Source organism: Photobacterium sp. AWH4_225 (assembly GCF_056158405.1).
Map to the genome: position 1 here is coordinate 1,080,424 of NZ_JBSWTF010000001.1, position 16,646 is coordinate 1,097,069.

The following is a 16,646-nucleotide window of genomic DNA, read 5'->3' on the forward strand; positions in this document are numbered from 1 at the left end:
GTTTTATTTGAATAGTCGGTCTGCTTTGCAAATAGCCTCGTTCATGAGGTTTTCATCAGCAGGGTAAAGCTTCGCTTTGATGAGTCTACAATCTGAACGTAACTTGCAAAGGGTCTCGTAGTCTCTTGGAGTCATTGCCGACTCACTATAGTTGTACTCGATGCCTAATGCCTCTATGTGTTGTTGATTGCGTTGAAGCTGTGTCTTTAATTGATAATGGCTCATTGGCTCAAAACTCCCTCTGTAAGGCTCTATTGGCTTTGCTTGAAGTCATCCTGTCTAAATCATCTGACAACTCTATTTCTTCTCGTAGAAGCTTTCTTTTACGTTCCAAACGTAGAAGCTTTTGCCTCTCGTTGTAGATAGTTTCGGAAAGCTCTAGGATTCGTCGATTTAATCTAAGCAGTTTTAAATCAAGCTTCTTGGTTTCAAGGCTCTGTTGATACTTCATAAGCTAAACTAAAGCTCGTTGTAGACCGCTAGAGGTGCGTTGCTGGTGGAGCGCACTGTCAGCACTCTTGATTAACTCAAGGTTATCTGAACACTCTTGGATTTCTTTATTGGCTTGCTCTATCTCTCGACCTAAGCGGAAACGCTCTGAACCCATAGCCTTCTGTAGTTGAGTCGAAAGTGTCTGTTTGCGTGACTTAGCCAAGTTGAAATCTGCTAGGGCTTGTCTGTATTTTATTGATTCATAGTTCATCGGATGCTCTCCTTTAGTTTCATTAATTGTTGTACTGAGTCCTTAAAAGCTTGCTCTTCGTTGCTGTAATCAACACGAGGATGAAAGTTTAAGTTTGCGATAGTTAGATAATCTCTACTTACTACACTGAAAGAGGTTGAATGTATCTTGCTTTCATCTAGCAGCAGTAAAGATTCATCACATGCTAAAAAGTCTATGTCCCAATCATGCTCATAAACCTCTGTCACAACTAAACCTAGCTTTTTAGCTACGTGGGCTAGTTGGTCAATAGGTCTACGCATTAGCTCTTGCCTCTTTAATCATTTGAAGAACGTTGTCGGGTAACTCATCCCCATGAGTGCTAGATTCTTCTATCACTACTTCTGAGGTCGAAGCTTCTGGGGCTTGTGGTGGCTCTAGTTGGTCGGTTAGCACTAATTGGATTAGCTTACATTTGGCTGTGAATGCTTTGTCTGAATCACTTTGCAAAATCTTTACTAGTTCACTTCGAGCTAATTCTTTGAGTTCACTATTAGTCATTCAAACTTACTCCTTCAAATTGTGAGCAGAATGAAGCCATCTCTTCTCGGATTATCTGAGAAATTGGTTTGTCTAGAATCTTTGATACGTGCTCATAAACCGCTAACTCATCTGGATGTAGTCTTAAATCAAAACGAGCAGACTTAGACTTAGGGGATTTGGGTCTTGCCATAAATACCTCTTATGTTTGTTATTGAATTACTAAGGGATATTTGCGTCACTTGCCAGAAACAAACCTGATAACTTTTGCATGTTAGTTAAAACAGAAAAACTACAGACAAAGGTTAGCTGCCAGTCAGGAACAACACTGGATGACGACTTTTAGAGCGTTGATTTTTATTAGTTTTGAACGATATTGAAAAGAGGGTATTTTGAAGGGGATGCAACTCGCACCACATAGAAGAGTATAGCACGAATTTACATTCTTGTACAGACAGCTAACGTTTTTTTAACAACTCCAAATTCCCCCGCCCAAAAAGAGGTCACTTAAATAATGACTTTGGTTGTGCTGAGTCAGAAATATCTAAGAGGCTTTTTCTGGCGTTCATGGAGCGATACTTGCCCTTTCAGATTCACCCATTTGCATAATCGCTTGTAATCTTGAAAAAGGAGTAAGGATGTTCATAGCGGTTTACCCTCTGTAATTTGTGGAAGTTATGAAAGCTCTATAAGTACTGAAATACGAACGGTGTTCTGTAAGATAATTATTAAAGTAAGCTGGTGGAGAGTGTCTTGTTTCTTCTGACACCTGTGGGGTATGTCAAAAGTATACCTTTTGAGATAATCTCATTATTCTATGTCAAAAGGTCTTGAATGCACTTATGGGATAGGTATAATGAAAAGGTCTTAGAGGTTTTGACATAGGAGATACCAACCATGAAGACTTTTGTAGTTCGTAAGCGTTACTCAATGGAGACTTTCACAGTGGAAGCAATCTGTGAGAGTTACGCTATCCATAAAGCAGCACAGCAACACTTTGGCTATGCAGACTTTGACTACCTTGAAGCTAAGGAGGCTTAATCATGTCACACGTTGGTTACATCCGAGTATCTACAGCAGACCAAAACACAGACCGTCAATTATCAGGGGTTGAACTTGATAAGGTATTCGAGGAGAAATGTAGTGCTAAGACTGTTGACCGTCCTGTATGGAGTCAGACGGTTGATTATGTGCGAGAAGGGGATACTCTTCACATTCACTCACTTGACCGTGTTTGTCGTTCTGGTGCAGGGGATGCAATCGAGATTGTAGAGCTTATGCAATCCAAAGGTGTGAGCATTGTATTTCACAAGGAAGGTCTTACATTCAACGGTAAAATGTCAGCAGCGCAAAAAGGTGTTCTTGGTATCTTGGCAAGTGTGGCACAAATGGAACGTGAGCTTATCCGTGAACGTCAACAAGAAGGTATCGAAGCAGCTAAAGCAGCAGGGAAGCATCTAGGGCGACCGTCTAAGGTTACAGCCGAAAAGGTGAAAGAATTACGTGCTCAAGGGCTGTCAATCTCTAAGGTGGCTAGTCAATTGGGTATCTCTCCTTCTACTGTTAACAGACTACAGAAAAAGTAAGCAAGACAACCTCCACCAGCTACAGAAGCCGTCCATAATAGGGCGGCTTTTTTACGTCTAGACACAAGGATGTGTAAATATATGCAACACTATACATATCTACAAAACAGGCGTTGGAACTCGGTCTCTGTCAATTCTGAAAACAGGCGTTGGAACTCGGTCTCTGTCAATTTTGAAAACAGGCGTTGGAACTTATACCGTACCCCGTCACTTTACCCCCCCCTCGGATAGGAATTTTTTTTTTTTCACGAGATATTGAGGTCGAGCAGGTCAATGAAGCAAGCAAATAGCACTATTTATTGAATTCAAAGTCTGATAACGCATTTTCTTGGCTTGCTTGTCTTAACATGAATGCTTCATAAGCCTCTGGCAATCCACCAGCATCTACTTCACTAGGTTTGAAGGTGTAGCTCTTACCACTCTGTAAGACCACATTACAAACGTCATCTGTGAAATTAACCTCTACCTTCGATAACAACTGTTTTAATGCTCTATGCAAATTTGAGCGTCCTTCTACAGTCGATATATCTAACTTCTCTAGGTTCGTGAATCGTTGGTCAGCAGTGTTCAACTTGGATAACTCCAAATCTGTTATTTCTGCTCTTAGTGACTCAATCTGTGACTCAACTTTCAATGATTCATCTGACAGCATCTTTTCCATACTCTTAGACAAATCAGGATTCAATAAACGCTGCATGATTGTAGTCTCGGTCTGCTCTAACACTTCCAATTCATTGCGCTTGTCTGAAAGCCTCTGAGGTAGTGAAACATCTGCTACAAAAAGTGAATCATCTAGCAAGGTGTAAAGCAATTTCTGGATAAATGCCTCGTATCTAGAGGATTTGTTATTACATGAACTTCTAGAACCTTCACCATTCTTGCGAGTGCATTTGTAGTAGTAATACACAACCTCTTCACCAGTTTTAGAAGACTTTCGTCTATTCGTAGTGATTGCCATTACATAACCACATGTACACGAGCATAAGCCTCTCAGCACGTTTGTATTCGTTGTTGAACGTCTACCCTTGCCAATGCCTTTCTTTAGCTTAAACATCGTCTGTACACGCTCATAGAGGGCTGTATCAATGGCAGCAGGGAACAGGTTTTCTAAAGTAATATCTTTGCTACGGTCAAACTTTGGTAAGTCGGGGTTAACTCTTCTTTGCTCTGGGGTGTAAGAGACTTTGACTACATGGTGACCTATGACTTGAGGTGTCTGAAACAGCACTCTTTCAATCGTGGATTTACCCCAATTACTAGCACCTCTGAAAGTCGTTAACTTGTAACCTTCGTCATTGAGCTTGTTTGCAATGGACACAATACCATTACCTTCAACATACAACTCATAGATACGTTGAACGGCTGCAACTCCATCAGGTAGCAACTCGTATGAAGTCCCTGTGTCATGTAACCAAAACGGTAACTGGTGAACCCTCTTTTCTCCACTTCTCAAAGGTTCAACTCGTGCAGCCTTTGCCTTTCGGATGTGCTTCGATTTGTTGTGTGACTCCTCGTGTGAAAGCTGAATCTTCATCACTAGGTCAACCGCTTTAGCAGTCGTCAACGTCTTCTCTTTCGAGTATCTAGAATCTGTATCACAGATAACAAGTTCAGGGATTACGTTAATGATTCGACTGATTAAAGCATTAGCTGTGAAGTAATCTAATCTCGATAATCGTGAGAACTCTGCTACTAACAAAGCATCTGGGGCAGGGCGTAAACCTTGCTCTATCTCTGATAGCACTCGACCAAATTCACGCTCTAAATGTTTACCATAGTAAGCAGACTCACCACGGGCTTCTATTGAATGGACTAGGTTAAACTCTGGGTTACGGCTCAACCACAACTTTACATCATCCTCTTGACGTTCAAGACCGTGACCGTGTTGTTGAGTCTCCTTTGAAACTCGTATCAAAGATATTGCTGTCTTCATGTAATAAAAAAGCCTACATCTGATTAGGATATAGGCTTAGTGTAAAGTTTGTGAATAATACCCGTCAACTTTGGAAGACAAGCAGGCAAGAACACCCGGTGTGCCTTGCTTGAGTTGGGGGTAAAAGGCCTCGGCAATTTTGAGTGGCGCAATGGTGTTGATTTCAAACACCCTGCGCCACTCTTCGGCGTCGGTATTGCCAAATCCATAGCCCTTGGGGCCATAGTAACCGGCATTATTGATAAGCAAATCGAGGTTTACCGTTTCCATGGACTGGGCGAGATGCATGATGGCTTGATGATCTGTGACATCGAGCTCTGCAATTGTCAGGTTTGGAAAGACATCCTGCCTGCGGGTTAACTCATCGGCGCTAGCAATATCCCGGCAGGTTGCAAAGACTTGCCAACCGGATTCCAGATAAGCCACGGCTAATGCCAGCCCTACGCCACGGTTTGCACCGGTAATTAAGACAGTCTTGTTCATTTTTGATCCTTATAAACCCAAGTCACTTTGAGCTATAAGATAGCGGAAGTATTGAAACTAAGACAGGTGAGTGAGGTGTACTCGGCTACATTTTAGGTGTTTATATTCATATACGGATGTTTATGACTGACTTAATGAAGCTTGTGGGGATATTGTTTTTTTCCGCCATACTTTTGGGCTGTGCCGAGACCCGCCATGAGACTCTGTCCGAATTGGGTTTTACCCGTCCTTATCTGGATGGTTACCAAGATGGCTGCTTTAGCCGCAAGAATGAACCAGCCACTCACCTTGAGGGGTTTCGCCAAGATCCGGAAAGAATGGAAGCGGATAATAAATACGCTTATGGCTGGAATGACGGCTACGATCAATGCTACGCCGATAATAAAGATTACCTCTGATAGCGTTCACCCCCGCATATCGCCAGACAATAAAAAGGGCAGCCACTAGGCTGCCCTCTTTCAATATTTAGCGAGGTAATAGATTAATCTGCTTTATTGAAGCGTTTCATCTCGTGCATGGCCTGCATCAGGGTAGAAAGCTTAGGTTTGGCAGAGTCTAATCGCTTGTACTCTTGGTCATAGACCAAGTAATTGCCATATTTATCAATTACTGTGGTTGATGTCGGCTGGATCATCACAATGTCTTTTTCGTTACCCGCCAAAATCCAACGGCGCTTGGTCGAGTTGGTGAACAAGCTGTTGCCACTACTGTAGGCCGTTGCCGGTGTAGTGGTATTGAATAGCGATTCCATCAGTGTTGGCGCAATATCAAGGTGGCTCGTTAGCCTGTCGCTGACAGAAGAAACACTGCCTGGCCAATGGATCACCAAAGGTACTTTCAGCTGGTATTGGCTGTAATTGCTGTTTGCACCCCAGCTGTTGCTGCCTGTTTCGTTGAACTCGGTGCCATGGTTTGCCGTAATGATAACGATCGTATCATCCATCACGTCTTGGCTTACCAGCTGGTCAAAGATCTGGATTAGCTGCTCATCAATAAAGTAAGCGGCATTACGGTAACTGTTCTTCAGGATCAGGTTGGTATTTTGTCCTGATACATTGTTCGAGCCCAATGACGGTTCGAATTTTGGTGAGTAATCACCACCTTCTTCGAAGTTCTGTACCGAGGTCAGCTCAATATAGCTAAACCAAGGCTTGTCGCTGTCTTGGGTATCAAGCCATGTGGCCCAGTTGTCTACCGCTTCGGCATCTTGATCTGTGCCTGTCATATCTTCGAGCGGCAGCCCGCTGAAGATCGCCTCGGAATAAATCGGATCTTGGCTAATGTTGTCGCCGCCGAATAAGCCGAACTGATAGCCACGTTTTTCAAGCGTGCTGACCACCAGAGGCTTGGTGTTGCTGGAGCGCGCACTGTTGATGTAGCTGCTCGGCAAACCATAGAACAAGCCAAAAATACCGGCGGTATTTTCGTTGCTGCTGCTGTAGTGGTTCTCGAAAGATAAATTTTGGCTGGCAAACGCCGATAGGTAAGGCATGGTTTCAGCCTCAACCATATCGCTCCGCAGGCCATCAATCATGATAACCAGCAGGTTTTTGCCCGTGCCCGGATCGTCGAAAGCCATTTTTTCCAGTGGGTAACGCAGCTGTTCGCTGGTTTCTATCCCCTGGGCGTTAAGGCGCTCGGTATATTCTTCACGGTCAAGCAAGCCATGCTTTTCCATGAAAGTCTTCGCCGTCATAGGATATGACAGCGGGAAATTTGATCGCTGAGCCGTGATTGGACGGTACAAGTTGGCGTCTGCCCAGATGTACATCAAGTGGCTGCTGATAAAGCAAACCCCAAACACGGTTGCGATAGGGACCCCAACATGTTTGCGGGTCAGTTTTCTCAGTTTGCGCCACAACCATTCGGAGAGCACTAACTGAAGCAGGAAAATCACCGGAACAGTGATAAACAGGTATTGCCAGCGGGCATTGAGCTCGGTGCGCTCGCCGCTGAGCAGGAGATCCCACACCAAAGGACTCAAATGGAGTTCAAGGGACTCATACGCATGGGTATCGAGCAGTAATCCGGTTAGGCCAATAGTGGCAACTAACACGGCAAACAGTCGCATCAGGCGTTGTGATGGAATCAGAAAACTGGCTGGAAACAGGATTAGGATATAAAACCCGAATACCAGGAAGCCAAAATGGCCAACCCAGCTGAACAGCATGTAGAGTTGGCCAAGCAGGGACGCTGGCCACTCAGAATGGGCAATATACCGCGTACCCAAAAGCATGGCGGCGATAATATTGAAAAAACTGAACCAGTGTCCCCAGCTGATAAGCTGAGAGACTTTCTCTTTGTAATTGTTACCGCTGGAGACCATAGATGTCAGTGTTTCCCAGTCCTATATAGCTGTGTCACAAGCAAACAAGATTAATCTTCTTTAATGGAAGACTGCAGAGCGTGTGCGAATTTGTCTGCAATAGCCTTCCTTTGCGATGCAGGAACATCTGCATTGATGATGTTAGTGGCGATGTTACCCACGATCATCAGTGCAAGTTCTGCAGAAGCATCATGCTTCTCTAATACATCGAACATATCTTCAATGATTTGTTCAACTTTTTTATTGGTGTATTTTGAAGTAATTGGCATAGGAAGTCTTGTTTAATGTTAAGGAAAGCGACTTATAATAACCTACACATTAGAATTACTGAAATTTTTCCATTATGAGTCTCACGCTTTCCAATGTCATTCTTCACCAACTGGTTAAGAATGACAACGATGAACTGGAAATTCATCTACGAAAACAATCCCTTGAAAATAACACGGCAACTGAGGAGCTGGTTTCCGAGCTCCACCGTGTATACAGCAGCAAAGGTGCCAAAGGGTTCGGCCACTTCTCTGACGATAGCGAATTTGGCCACTGGCTGAAACAGGCTCGTCGTGGTGAGTTGGATTTTCTTACATTTTCTAACCAATCAGCCCAGCGCCTGCAGGCGGAACTGGCGAAATATCCGTTTGCCGAAACCGGTACGCTGGTGATTGCCGAATACCAATCGCTGGCCACTGACTACCTATTTATCGGCCTGCTGCCGACTTGCCATAGCATGAAGGTGACAGAGCAGCTTGATATCAGTGCGACGGACTATCTGGATGTCTCTAAGATGGATATTGTTGCCCGTATCGACTTGTCTTCATGGGAGACAGATGCAGACTCGAACCGTTACCTGACTTATATCAAAGGGCGTGTTGGCCGCAAGATCGCTGATTTCTTCCTCGATTTCCTCCAGGCGGAAGTAGGTTTGGATGTCAAAGAGCAAAACCAAGTGCTGATGCAAGCTGTGGAAGATTTCTGTGCCGACTCTCGCATGGATAAGGAAGAGAAGCAGGAATACCGCAAACAGGTGTATGACTACTGTAATAGTCAGCTACAGGCCGGTGATGAAGTCACTGTCAAAGAGCTGGCTGCCGAGCTTCCGGAATCGGACGACGGTACTGACTTCTACCAGTTCACATCTCAACAAGGTTATGAGCTGGAAGAAAGTTTTCCTGCCGACCGAACCGCAATGCGAAAGTTGACTAAGTTTGTTGGCTCTGGTGGCGGGGTAACCATCAACTTTGATGGCATGCTGCTTGGCGAGCGCGTCTTTTATGATGCCGACACCGACACCTTAACCTTGAAAGGTACCCCGCCAAACTTAAAAGATCAGCTGCTGCGCAGGCTTAATAGCGACAGCTAACATAATGATTAATGGGCAGCTCTCAGAGTTGCCCATTTTTATTAAGTGTTTGGTTGCGTATTTTTTAGTTCGAGTCCCGATTTTGGTTGTACCTCTCTATTTTTTTTGCCTACAGTATCTGTATGGCTTTTTATACTCATATGATTATTTTTCCATACCAAGGTTGAGGTATTTTCCATTGGTAGTAATGGACAGGAGTGACCATGAAAAACGCTTCCGGCAAAGGTTCTGCTTCCCCTAAGCCCTCTCGTCATTCAACACTAAGTGTCATTGGCATCGGATTGATTGTGGTTGCGTTGCCGAGTCTCTATCTTGGAGCCACCATGCCCGGAGTTGTTGGTTATTCATTGATAGCTTTTTCTGTGATGGCGCTGGTGGCCGCTTTGGGGACTGGGTATAACCTGCTGGTGAAGAACAGAGGTGAAACGCCATTGGACGCAGAGGCCTTATCTGGTTCGGTGGTCGAAATGAAACCAACTATTGAGCCGGTATCTGAGCCGTTAAGCTTGTCTGCTGACGTGGAAGCCATGGTGGTTTTTGATAGCGAATACTTACTAGATACCATGGATGGTGACCGTGATATGGTCACCATGCTACTGGAGGTGTTTGTTGACGAGCACCTTGATGATGGCCATAAGATTGTGAAGGCTCTGCAGGCCGGCGATTTCGATCAGGTGCAGATGATTTCGCATAGCTTGAAAGGTGTATCCGCCAGTTTGGGCACCGAGCAAATCCATACCTTGGCTGAGCAGGTTGAGCGTGAAGTAAAAAAACAAGCCGATAGTCAAAAGCTGGAAAATCTCTGTGAGCTTTTGAAGATGGTATTCACCCCAGCGGCGTTGGCGATTCAAGCTTTTCTGGATGAAAGTGCGGATATCAAGTCTCGAGAAATGACTCAGAAAGAGAACCCACAGAGTGAGCAGCCAGAGGAAGTTAGCCATAAAGAGACGGCTCATCACGTTGTAACTGACTCGAATGCCAACAAGCCAAGTGCTAACAACCCACGTGTGATGACAGCGGAGCCACCTCGTATAGATGAAGGATCTGAAACAACAGCTTTTTCGCCATGGCTCGATGTGGATGCCTTGCGGGAAGCGATGGATGGTGATGAGGAAACCGTCTGTATGCTGCTGGAGATTTTTATCGAGGACAATGCGGGGAAAGGGCTGGTTTTGGTTGCAGCGGCCTCGGAGCCCGGCCAGCAAGAGCATGCGCTTAATATTGTCCATGCGTTGAAGGGGGTTGCTGCAAACCTCAGTGCAAGACCTCTGCGTGAATGCTGTGGTGTGGCCGAAGCCAAATTTAAGCAAAATGAGCCAGTATCGATTGAAGAGTGCCAAGAAATAGAGCAAACCTTGAACCAGACTATCGCAAGTGCACAGGCTTACCTGTCGGTGTCTGCGGTAGGGGCATAATGCTTTTGGGTTAATGAGGGAAAAACGCGAAGGTTGAAAGCAGAATTTTATTTTAGTACCCCGTGAATTCGTTGGGCGATTCGTTTGTTCGCCTGCCGGGTTTGATCGAGATCATATAAATGCGGCTGCTTGAGTGGATAATAGCGCCACTATGATCTCTCAAACTTCTAGTCCAGCTCGTCAGCAGCGTGAGTTGGATACTGCAAAGGCGATGATTCGCCTTTACTGCAAAACGCTGCACCGTGGTGCCATTATGTGCCCTGAGTGTGAAGGGCTCATTGAGTATGTCGAAAGCCGCGTACAAAAATGCCGCCTTGGTAACGAAAAGCCTAACTGTATCCAGTGCAAAAATCACTGTTATCAGCCAGCCAAACGCCTGCACTTCAACCATGTGCTGCGATGGGCTATGCCGAAACTGGTATGGCGGCGTCCTTTGCAAACCCTAAAGTTTAAATTCGACTGCATGCGTCGTGGTGAATGCGTCGATACTCCTTCTTCTTCATTGCAACAGTAACCGTTATAGCCATTTCGCTAAACCTGAGCGCATAGGCTCAGAAACCCAGGTCAAAAAAGGCTGCATAGGTGTGATGCAGCCTTTGTTCTATTTTACGTAGCGCATTTAGCGGTTAGAGACCCAGAGAGGCCAGCCACGTTGCGATGCGATCATCGGTTAATTCTGGCTGGCGGTCTTCATCGAGAGCCAAGCCGACAAATTTACCGTCTTTGATTGCACGTGAGTCATTGAACTCGTAGCCATCGGTTGGCCATTCGCCGATCAACTCGCCGCCTGCCTCTTCAACCATATCAGCCAACTCACCCATCGCATCGAGGAAGCTGTCTGGGTAATCGACCTGATCACCAAGGCCAAACAGGGCCACCTTTTTACCATTGAGATCAGCATCTTCCAGCTCAGGGACAAAGTAATCCCAGTCAGGCTGCATCTCGCCGTAGTTGGCGGTAGGTGTACCGAGGATCAGTAAATCGTAGTCATCAAAGATCTCGCTGCTGTTGCCTGCGATATCCTGAGCTTCCAAAGTCAGCTTGGTTGCGATCTTTTCTGCTACTTTCTCTGTGTTGCCCGTATCGCTACCGAAGAAAATTCCGATGTTAGCCATAATGTATTCTCCTAACTATTTTGCTGGCTGGCCGTCGGGGGGGACTTAGGCCAGCCGCTTTGTAATGCGGGTTGATATAAATTTGGATTAATTGTCTGTGTCTTTCGCCGGTTTCCACTGTGCTAGCTGTTCAAGCAGCTGGTGCTTGTGGTTAACCTGCTGGCGAAGGCGGTTGAGGTTCTGCTCGTAGCGCTGCGGATCTTTGCGCTTGATTTGGGTGAAGCGTGCTTCACGGCCAATCAGTTCCTCGATGTCTTTCTTAGCTGGCTTGGAGTCCATCTGCAGCGCGGCACGGCCTTTGGCAATCCTGCGCGGGTCAAAGCGGAACAGCGGCCATAGGCCAGAATCTACCAAGAGTTGCTGATGCTCGACGCCTTCTGCCATGTCAAAGCCATGGGTAATGCAAGGTGAGTAAGCGATCACCAAAGATGGGCCAGGGTAGGCTTCCGCTTCTTGCAGGGCCTTGATGGTCTGGTTCATGTTGGCGCCCAGCGCGATTTTGGCGATGTAGACATTGCCATGCATCATCATATTGAGGGCCAAATCTTTGCCTTGGCTGGTTTTGCCCTGGGTGGCGAATTTGGCTACCGCGCCGGTTGGCGTCGCCTTTGACTGCTGGCCGCCGGTATTGGAATAGCCTTGGGTATCCATAACCAAGACATTGACGTTATCGCCGCCGGCAAGGACATGATCCAAGCCGCCATAACCGATGTCATAGGCCCAGCCGTCACCACCAACAATCCAGTTGCTTTTCGCTACCAAGTCGTCGGCACAAACATCGAGCTGGCGCATAGAGTAAGGCAGTGCGGCACGCAGCCGGGTAAGGTTGCTACGTTGGCGGACAACAGCGGCTTCGCTGCTATCGAAGGCATCCTCGCGGATCTGCTCAATCAACTCTGACGGAATAATATCGCGCGCGGTATCAAGCAATGACAGAGCATTGTTGCGCTTACTGTCCAGTGCCAAGCGCATACCCAAGCCAAATTCGGCATTGTCTTCAAACAGCGAGTTAGCCCAAGCAGGGCCACGTCCATCACTGTTAACAGCATACGGTGTGGTCGGTAAGTTACCGCCATAAATAGATGAGCAGCCAGTTGCATTGGCGATCATTAAGCGATCACCGAACAGCTGGGTAAGCAATTTGACATAGGATGTCTCGCCGCAACCCGAGCAGGCGCCAGAATATTCGAACAATGGCTGCAGAAGCTGGCTGGTACGGGCATCGATACGCTTGATATCAATACGCTCCACTTCTGGAAGTTGTAAGAAGTACTCATAGTTTGTGCTTTGCTGTTCAACAACGTCCTGCTTCGGCACCATATTGATAGCCTTGCGGGCTGGGTTGTCTTTGTCACTGGCAGGGCATGCCGTGGTGCACAGGTTACAGCCGGTGCAGTCCATTGGTGACACTTGCAAGGTATACGCCTGGCCTTTGAAATCACGTTGTTTGTAGTCGGTATGCTTGAAACCGTCAGGTGCATCGATCAGTTCACCCGGGGACACGGTTTTAGCGCGGATAGCTGCATGTGGGCACACCAAGGTACATATATTACATTGGGTACACAGATCTTCTTCCCAGACAGGCACTTCCTGGGCAATGTTACGCTTTTCCCACTGGGTCGTTGCTGTCGGCCAACAGCCATCAACCGGGAAGGCGCTGACTGGTAATTGATCGCCTTTGTCAGCCATCATCATGGCGCTGACACGCTTAACCAAGTCCGGTGCATTTTCACTGACTACCGGTGGACGACGGAAAATACTGGTGACTTCATCCGGAATAGCCACTGCCTGCAGATGGGCAACGGCGGCATCCACCGCGGCATGGTTGGCTTTAACAATCGCCGGGCCGCGTTTGCTATAGCTTTTCTCAATGGCGGTTTTGAGCTGAGCGAGTGCGTCTTCAAGAGGCATCAAGTTGCTAAGGGCAAAGAAACCGGCCTGCATAATGGTGTTGATTCGGTTTTTCAGCCCAAGTTCACGGGCAAGTTTGACGGCATCAATGACATACAGTTTCAATTGGCGGCCAATGATCACCTGCTGCACTTCCCGTGGCAGGTGTTGCCAGACACTGTCGGCATCATGGGGGCTGTTGATGAGCAAGGTTGCTTTAGGCGCTGCTTTCTCGAACATTTCCAGTTTGTTGATGAACTGGAACTGATGGCAGGCAATAAAATCAGCCTGTTCTATCAGGTAGGGTGCTTCCACGGCTTGTGGGTCAATGCGCAGGTGCGAGGTGGTGATCCCGCCAGACTTTTTCGAGTCGTAGACAAAATAACCCTGCGTGTGCAGCGGGGTATTTTCACCGAGGATCTTGATGGTGTTCTTGTTGGCACTGACCGTCCCGTCGGCTCCCAAGCCATAAAACAGTGCACGCAGTCGTCCCGCAGGCTCAATGTCGATTGTATTCGGTTGAGGTAGCGATAAGTGGGTGATGTCATCGACGATCCCCACGGTAAACGGATGCTTGATTTGATTTTCCAGCATGGCGTTGAAAATGCCAGCTGCATGCGATGGGGTAAATTCTTTGGAAGAAAGGCCATAGCGACCCCCGACAATCTCAGGCATGTGCGGAAATTGCTCCTTGGCAACGGCCTGCTGCAAGGCTGCCAAGACATCCAAGTAAAGCGGCTCGCCCAAGGCACCCGGCTCTTTGGTGCGGTCCAGTACTGCGATACGTGCCACCGACGTCGGTAATACCGCAATCAGGTGAGATAGCGAGAACGGACGGTACAAGTGAACTGTAATGACACCGACTTTTTGGCCGAGGGCTAGCTGGTGGTCAACGGCTTGCTTCACAGTCGATGAAGCCGAGCCCATCACCACAATCACATCATCAGCTTGTGGGTGGCCGTAGTAGTCAAACGGGCGATACTCACGACCTGTCAGTTCGGCAAACTGGGCCATTTTCGCTGCGACGATATCAGGACAGGCCTGATAGAACAGGTTTGAAGCTTCACGCGCCTGGAAGAAGGTATCCGGGTTTTGTGCGGTACCGCGGATGCTCGGGGCATCTGGAGTCAGGCCACGTTCACGGAAGGCGTTGACCTGCTCGTTGTCTACCATGGCATGTAACGTCTCGTCATCAATCACTTTGATTTTGTTGATTTCATGCGAGGTACGGAAGCCATCGAAGAAGTGTACGAAGGGTACACGGCTTTCCAATGTTGCGGCTTGGCTGATAAGCGCAAAGTCATGGGCTTGCTGCACACTGCCAGCTGCCAGCATGGCAAAGCCTGTCTGGCGAACTGCCATCACATCTGAGTGATCACCGAAAATGGACAAAGCATGGGTTGCCAGTGTACGGGCGGCAACATGCATAACGAACGGGGTCAGCTCGCCTGCAATCTTGTACATGTTAGGGATTTTGAGCAGCAACCCCTGTGATGAGGTAAAGGTGGTCGACATTGCGCCAGCCATCAGGGCGCCATGCACGGCACCGGCAGCACCGCCTTCTGATTGCATTTCAATAACGCGAGGGACCTGGCCCCAGATATTTTCCTTTTGCTGCGATTCCCATGTCTCGCACGCTTCCGACATCGGGGAAGACGGGGTGATAGGGTAGATACCGATCACTTCATTACAGCGGTAAGCGACTGATGCGGCGGCTTCATTGCCGTCCATGGTGACAAACTGCGATTGGCTTTGTTGATGAGTAGACATGACTGGCTCCAATGGGCAAGCCCTGTTTAACAGGTGCAGGTAATCGACACAGGCAAACATGTTGCTGTGTTATTGTTTTAATTTAGGGTGGGCCGACCCCTAGTGGGTAGCAGAGGGCCGGCCCGAGGGCATGATTGCCGTTTTACACTTCAACCACGTCTAGCTGTGGCTGAGGGTTCAGCATGCGAGCCAAATCATCTTTGGCGTTGCCGGTCAGCTGCAGGTTGAACTGCTGCTGCAGGAAGGCAAAGATATCTTCGTTAACAAATTCTGGCGGGTTAGGGCCTAGGTAGATGTTCTGGATACCCAGGTTGAACAGTGCCAGCAGGATCAATACTGCTTTTTGCTCCATCCAAGACAGAACGATGTTCACAGGAAGATCGTTAACAGGTACACCCATCGCATCGCTCAAGGCTAGCGCGATCATCACCGCACCATAGCTGTCGTTACACTGGCCAAGGTCTAGGTAACGCGGGATCTCTGTGCCCGGAACGGTACCGAAGTCATGGTCGTTGAAGCGGAACTTACCGCACGAAGAGGTCAGGATAATGCAATCGTCCGGGATCGACAGGGCCAACTCGCGGAAGTAATCATTAGGTTTACCAGGCTTGTCACAGCCTGCAACAACGAAGAACTGTTTGATCTTGCCTTCGTTAACCGCTTCAAGGATCTGCGGAGCCAAACCAAGAATGGTCTTGTAGTTGTGGCCTGTCATCAGGGTTTCTTCGCTCTCGAAGCCTTCGATGTCCGGCAGGCTTAGGGTCTGCTCGATCAATGGACCGAAATCATCTTCAAGCTGGCGGCAGTTATCGATACCTACAATGCCGTAGCTGTATAGGCGGTCTGCATAATCAGCACGGCCTGTTGGCGGTACAATACAGTTGGTGGTAACGATGATAGTACCGTTCCACTTCTGGAATAGTTGCTTTTGGTCGAACCAAGCTTTACCGATATTACCCTTCAGGTGGCTGTACTTACGCAGCTCAGGATAGCCGTGGGCAGGTAGCATTTCTGAGTGGGTATAGATATTAATGCCTTTGCCCTCGGTGGCAATCAGCAAGCGCTCTAGTAGCTCAAGGTCGTGACCGGTAACTAGGATACCTTTACCTTCAGCTTTGTTTTGCGGCACACATACAGGAGTAGGGATCCCTAAGCGGCCATGGTGGGCTTCACCAAGGCGAGACATCATCTCGCTACCGGCACCACCAATTTTCATCAGCTGGGCGATATGCTGATCGAAGCTGAAGTTAACGTTAGTCAGCGTGAAGTATAGGGTTTCGGCAATCACGTCATCGACTGATTTGGTGTCTGCACCCAGATCGTCGGCATGAGTACGGTAGGCAGAAAGGCCCTTCAGGCCGAAAATCATAATATCTTGTAGGCGGGAAAGGTTTTCGTCTTTACCACAAGTGCCTTGGGTTTTTCCCGTGCTACCACAGCCGCCAGTCTGGGCCATAGAGCATTGATGACAGAACATTGCTAAGTTCGACATTATTGCATTCCTTTAAAGGTGTATTTATATTGCAACTTATAGGGCGAGGATAGAGGCAAAGCGCAGTAACGTCATTGA

General features: G+C 47.5%; 16 protein-coding genes. 6 read left to right on the forward strand and 10 right to left on the reverse strand.

Going from position 1 to position 16,646, the window contains the following annotated elements; translation table 11 throughout:
- Positions 1 to 454 precede the first annotated feature (454 nt).
- Genes ACXAD4_RS05415 through ACXAD4_RS05425 form a run of 3 tightly spaced genes read right to left on the reverse strand, consistent with a single transcriptional unit; the run spans position 455 to position 1,222 of the window.
- Positions 455 to 703, reverse strand: coding sequence for a hypothetical protein (locus ACXAD4_RS05415; protein WP_475239357.1), 249 nt, complete (start codon positions 701 to 703; stop codon positions 455 to 457).
- A complete protein-coding gene (locus tag ACXAD4_RS05420) occupies positions 700 to 984 on the reverse strand; it encodes a hypothetical protein (RefSeq protein WP_475239360.1) in 285 nt (94 codons plus the stop codon). Before ACXAD4_RS05420 ends, ACXAD4_RS05415 begins: the two co-directional genes overlap by 4 nt.
- The gene (locus tag ACXAD4_RS05425; protein WP_475239363.1) at positions 977 to 1,222 is read right to left on the reverse strand and encodes a hypothetical protein; all 246 of its coding nucleotides are present in this window, start codon (positions 1,220 to 1,222) and stop codon (positions 977 to 979) included. The genes ACXAD4_RS05420 and ACXAD4_RS05425 overlap by 8 nt, the downstream gene beginning before the upstream one ends.
- A gap of 876 nt (positions 1,223 to 2,098) precedes the next feature.
- Here ACXAD4_RS05425 and ACXAD4_RS05430 point away from each other — a divergent pair.
- Together ACXAD4_RS05430 and ACXAD4_RS05435 are read left to right on the forward strand one after the other, a co-directional pair.
- Positions 2,099 to 2,242 carry a hypothetical protein gene (locus ACXAD4_RS05430; RefSeq protein ID WP_171346450.1) on the forward strand — a complete coding sequence of 48 codons (144 nt, stop codon included), beginning with the start codon at positions 2,099 to 2,101 and terminating at the stop codon, positions 2,240 to 2,242.
- Positions 2,243 to 2,244: 2 nt separating this feature from the next.
- Entirely contained in the window at positions 2,245 to 2,787 is a 543-nt protein-coding gene (locus ACXAD4_RS05435; RefSeq protein WP_095571040.1) for a recombinase family protein, read from the forward strand.
- Between the two features lie 292 nt (positions 2,788 to 3,079).
- Here ACXAD4_RS05435 and ACXAD4_RS05440 read toward each other — a convergent pair whose 3' ends face one another.
- Positions 3,080 to 4,720, reverse strand: a complete 1,641-nt coding sequence (locus ACXAD4_RS05440; RefSeq protein WP_475239366.1) for a recombinase family protein — start codon at positions 4,718 to 4,720, stop codon at positions 3,080 to 3,082.
- Between the two features lie 36 nt (positions 4,721 to 4,756).
- The gene (locus ACXAD4_RS05445; protein ID WP_475239369.1) at positions 4,757 to 5,203 is read right to left on the reverse strand and encodes an SDR family NAD(P)-dependent oxidoreductase; all 447 of its coding nucleotides are present in this window, start codon (positions 5,201 to 5,203) and stop codon (positions 4,757 to 4,759) included.
- Positions 5,204 to 5,325: 122 nt separating this feature from the next.
- Between ACXAD4_RS05445 and ACXAD4_RS05450 the strand changes: the two genes are divergently transcribed.
- Entirely contained in the window at positions 5,326 to 5,601 is a 276-nt protein-coding gene (locus ACXAD4_RS05450; RefSeq protein WP_475239372.1) for a hypothetical protein, read from the forward strand.
- A gap of 83 nt (positions 5,602 to 5,684) precedes the next feature.
- Here the strand turns inward: ACXAD4_RS05450 and ACXAD4_RS05455 are convergent, their stop codons facing one another.
- Complete coding sequence (locus ACXAD4_RS05455; RefSeq protein WP_475239376.1) at positions 5,685 to 7,529, reverse strand: DUF3413 domain-containing protein; 1,845 nt, start codon at positions 7,527 to 7,529, stop codon at positions 5,685 to 5,687.
- Positions 7,530 to 7,579: 50 nt separating this feature from the next.
- On the reverse strand, positions 7,580 to 7,798 hold the full coding sequence (locus tag ACXAD4_RS05460; RefSeq protein ID WP_107298617.1) for a YejL family protein: 219 nt from the start codon (positions 7,796 to 7,798) through the stop codon (positions 7,580 to 7,582).
- 74 nt (positions 7,799 to 7,872) lie between these two features.
- On the opposite strand from ACXAD4_RS05460, the gene yejK reads away from it, so the two are divergent.
- The 3 genes from yejK (at position 7,873) to ACXAD4_RS05475 (ending at position 10,815) form a co-directional block, all read left to right on the forward strand.
- The gene (gene yejK / locus ACXAD4_RS05465; RefSeq protein WP_475239379.1) at positions 7,873 to 8,886 is read left to right on the forward strand and encodes a nucleoid-associated protein YejK; all 1,014 of its coding nucleotides are present in this window, start codon (positions 7,873 to 7,875) and stop codon (positions 8,884 to 8,886) included.
- A gap of 203 nt (positions 8,887 to 9,089) precedes the next feature.
- Positions 9,090 to 10,301 (forward strand): Hpt domain-containing protein, encoded by a 1,212-nt coding sequence (locus ACXAD4_RS05470; protein ID WP_475239382.1) that lies wholly within the window; start codon positions 9,090 to 9,092, stop codon positions 10,299 to 10,301.
- Between the two features lie 151 nt (positions 10,302 to 10,452).
- Positions 10,453 to 10,815 (forward strand): nitrous oxide-stimulated promoter family protein, encoded by a 363-nt coding sequence (locus ACXAD4_RS05475; RefSeq protein ID WP_475239385.1) that lies wholly within the window; start codon positions 10,453 to 10,455, stop codon positions 10,813 to 10,815.
- A gap of 112 nt (positions 10,816 to 10,927) precedes the next feature.
- Here ACXAD4_RS05475 and fldA read toward each other — a convergent pair whose 3' ends face one another.
- From fldA to hcp, 3 genes are all read right to left on the reverse strand, one after another.
- Entirely contained in the window at positions 10,928 to 11,416 is a 489-nt protein-coding gene (gene fldA, locus ACXAD4_RS05480; RefSeq protein WP_475239387.1) for a flavodoxin FldA, read from the reverse strand.
- 87 nt (positions 11,417 to 11,503) lie between these two features.
- A complete protein-coding gene (gene nifJ / locus ACXAD4_RS05485) occupies positions 11,504 to 15,076 on the reverse strand; it encodes a pyruvate:ferredoxin (flavodoxin) oxidoreductase (RefSeq protein WP_475239389.1) in 3,573 nt (1,190 codons plus the stop codon).
- A 142-nt stretch (positions 15,077 to 15,218) separates the two neighbouring features.
- Positions 15,219 to 16,568 carry a hydroxylamine reductase gene (gene hcp, locus ACXAD4_RS05490; RefSeq protein ID WP_039459247.1) on the reverse strand — a complete coding sequence of 450 codons (1,350 nt, stop codon included), beginning with the start codon at positions 16,566 to 16,568 and terminating at the stop codon, positions 15,219 to 15,221.
- Between the last annotated feature and the right edge of the window lie 78 nt (positions 16,569 to 16,646).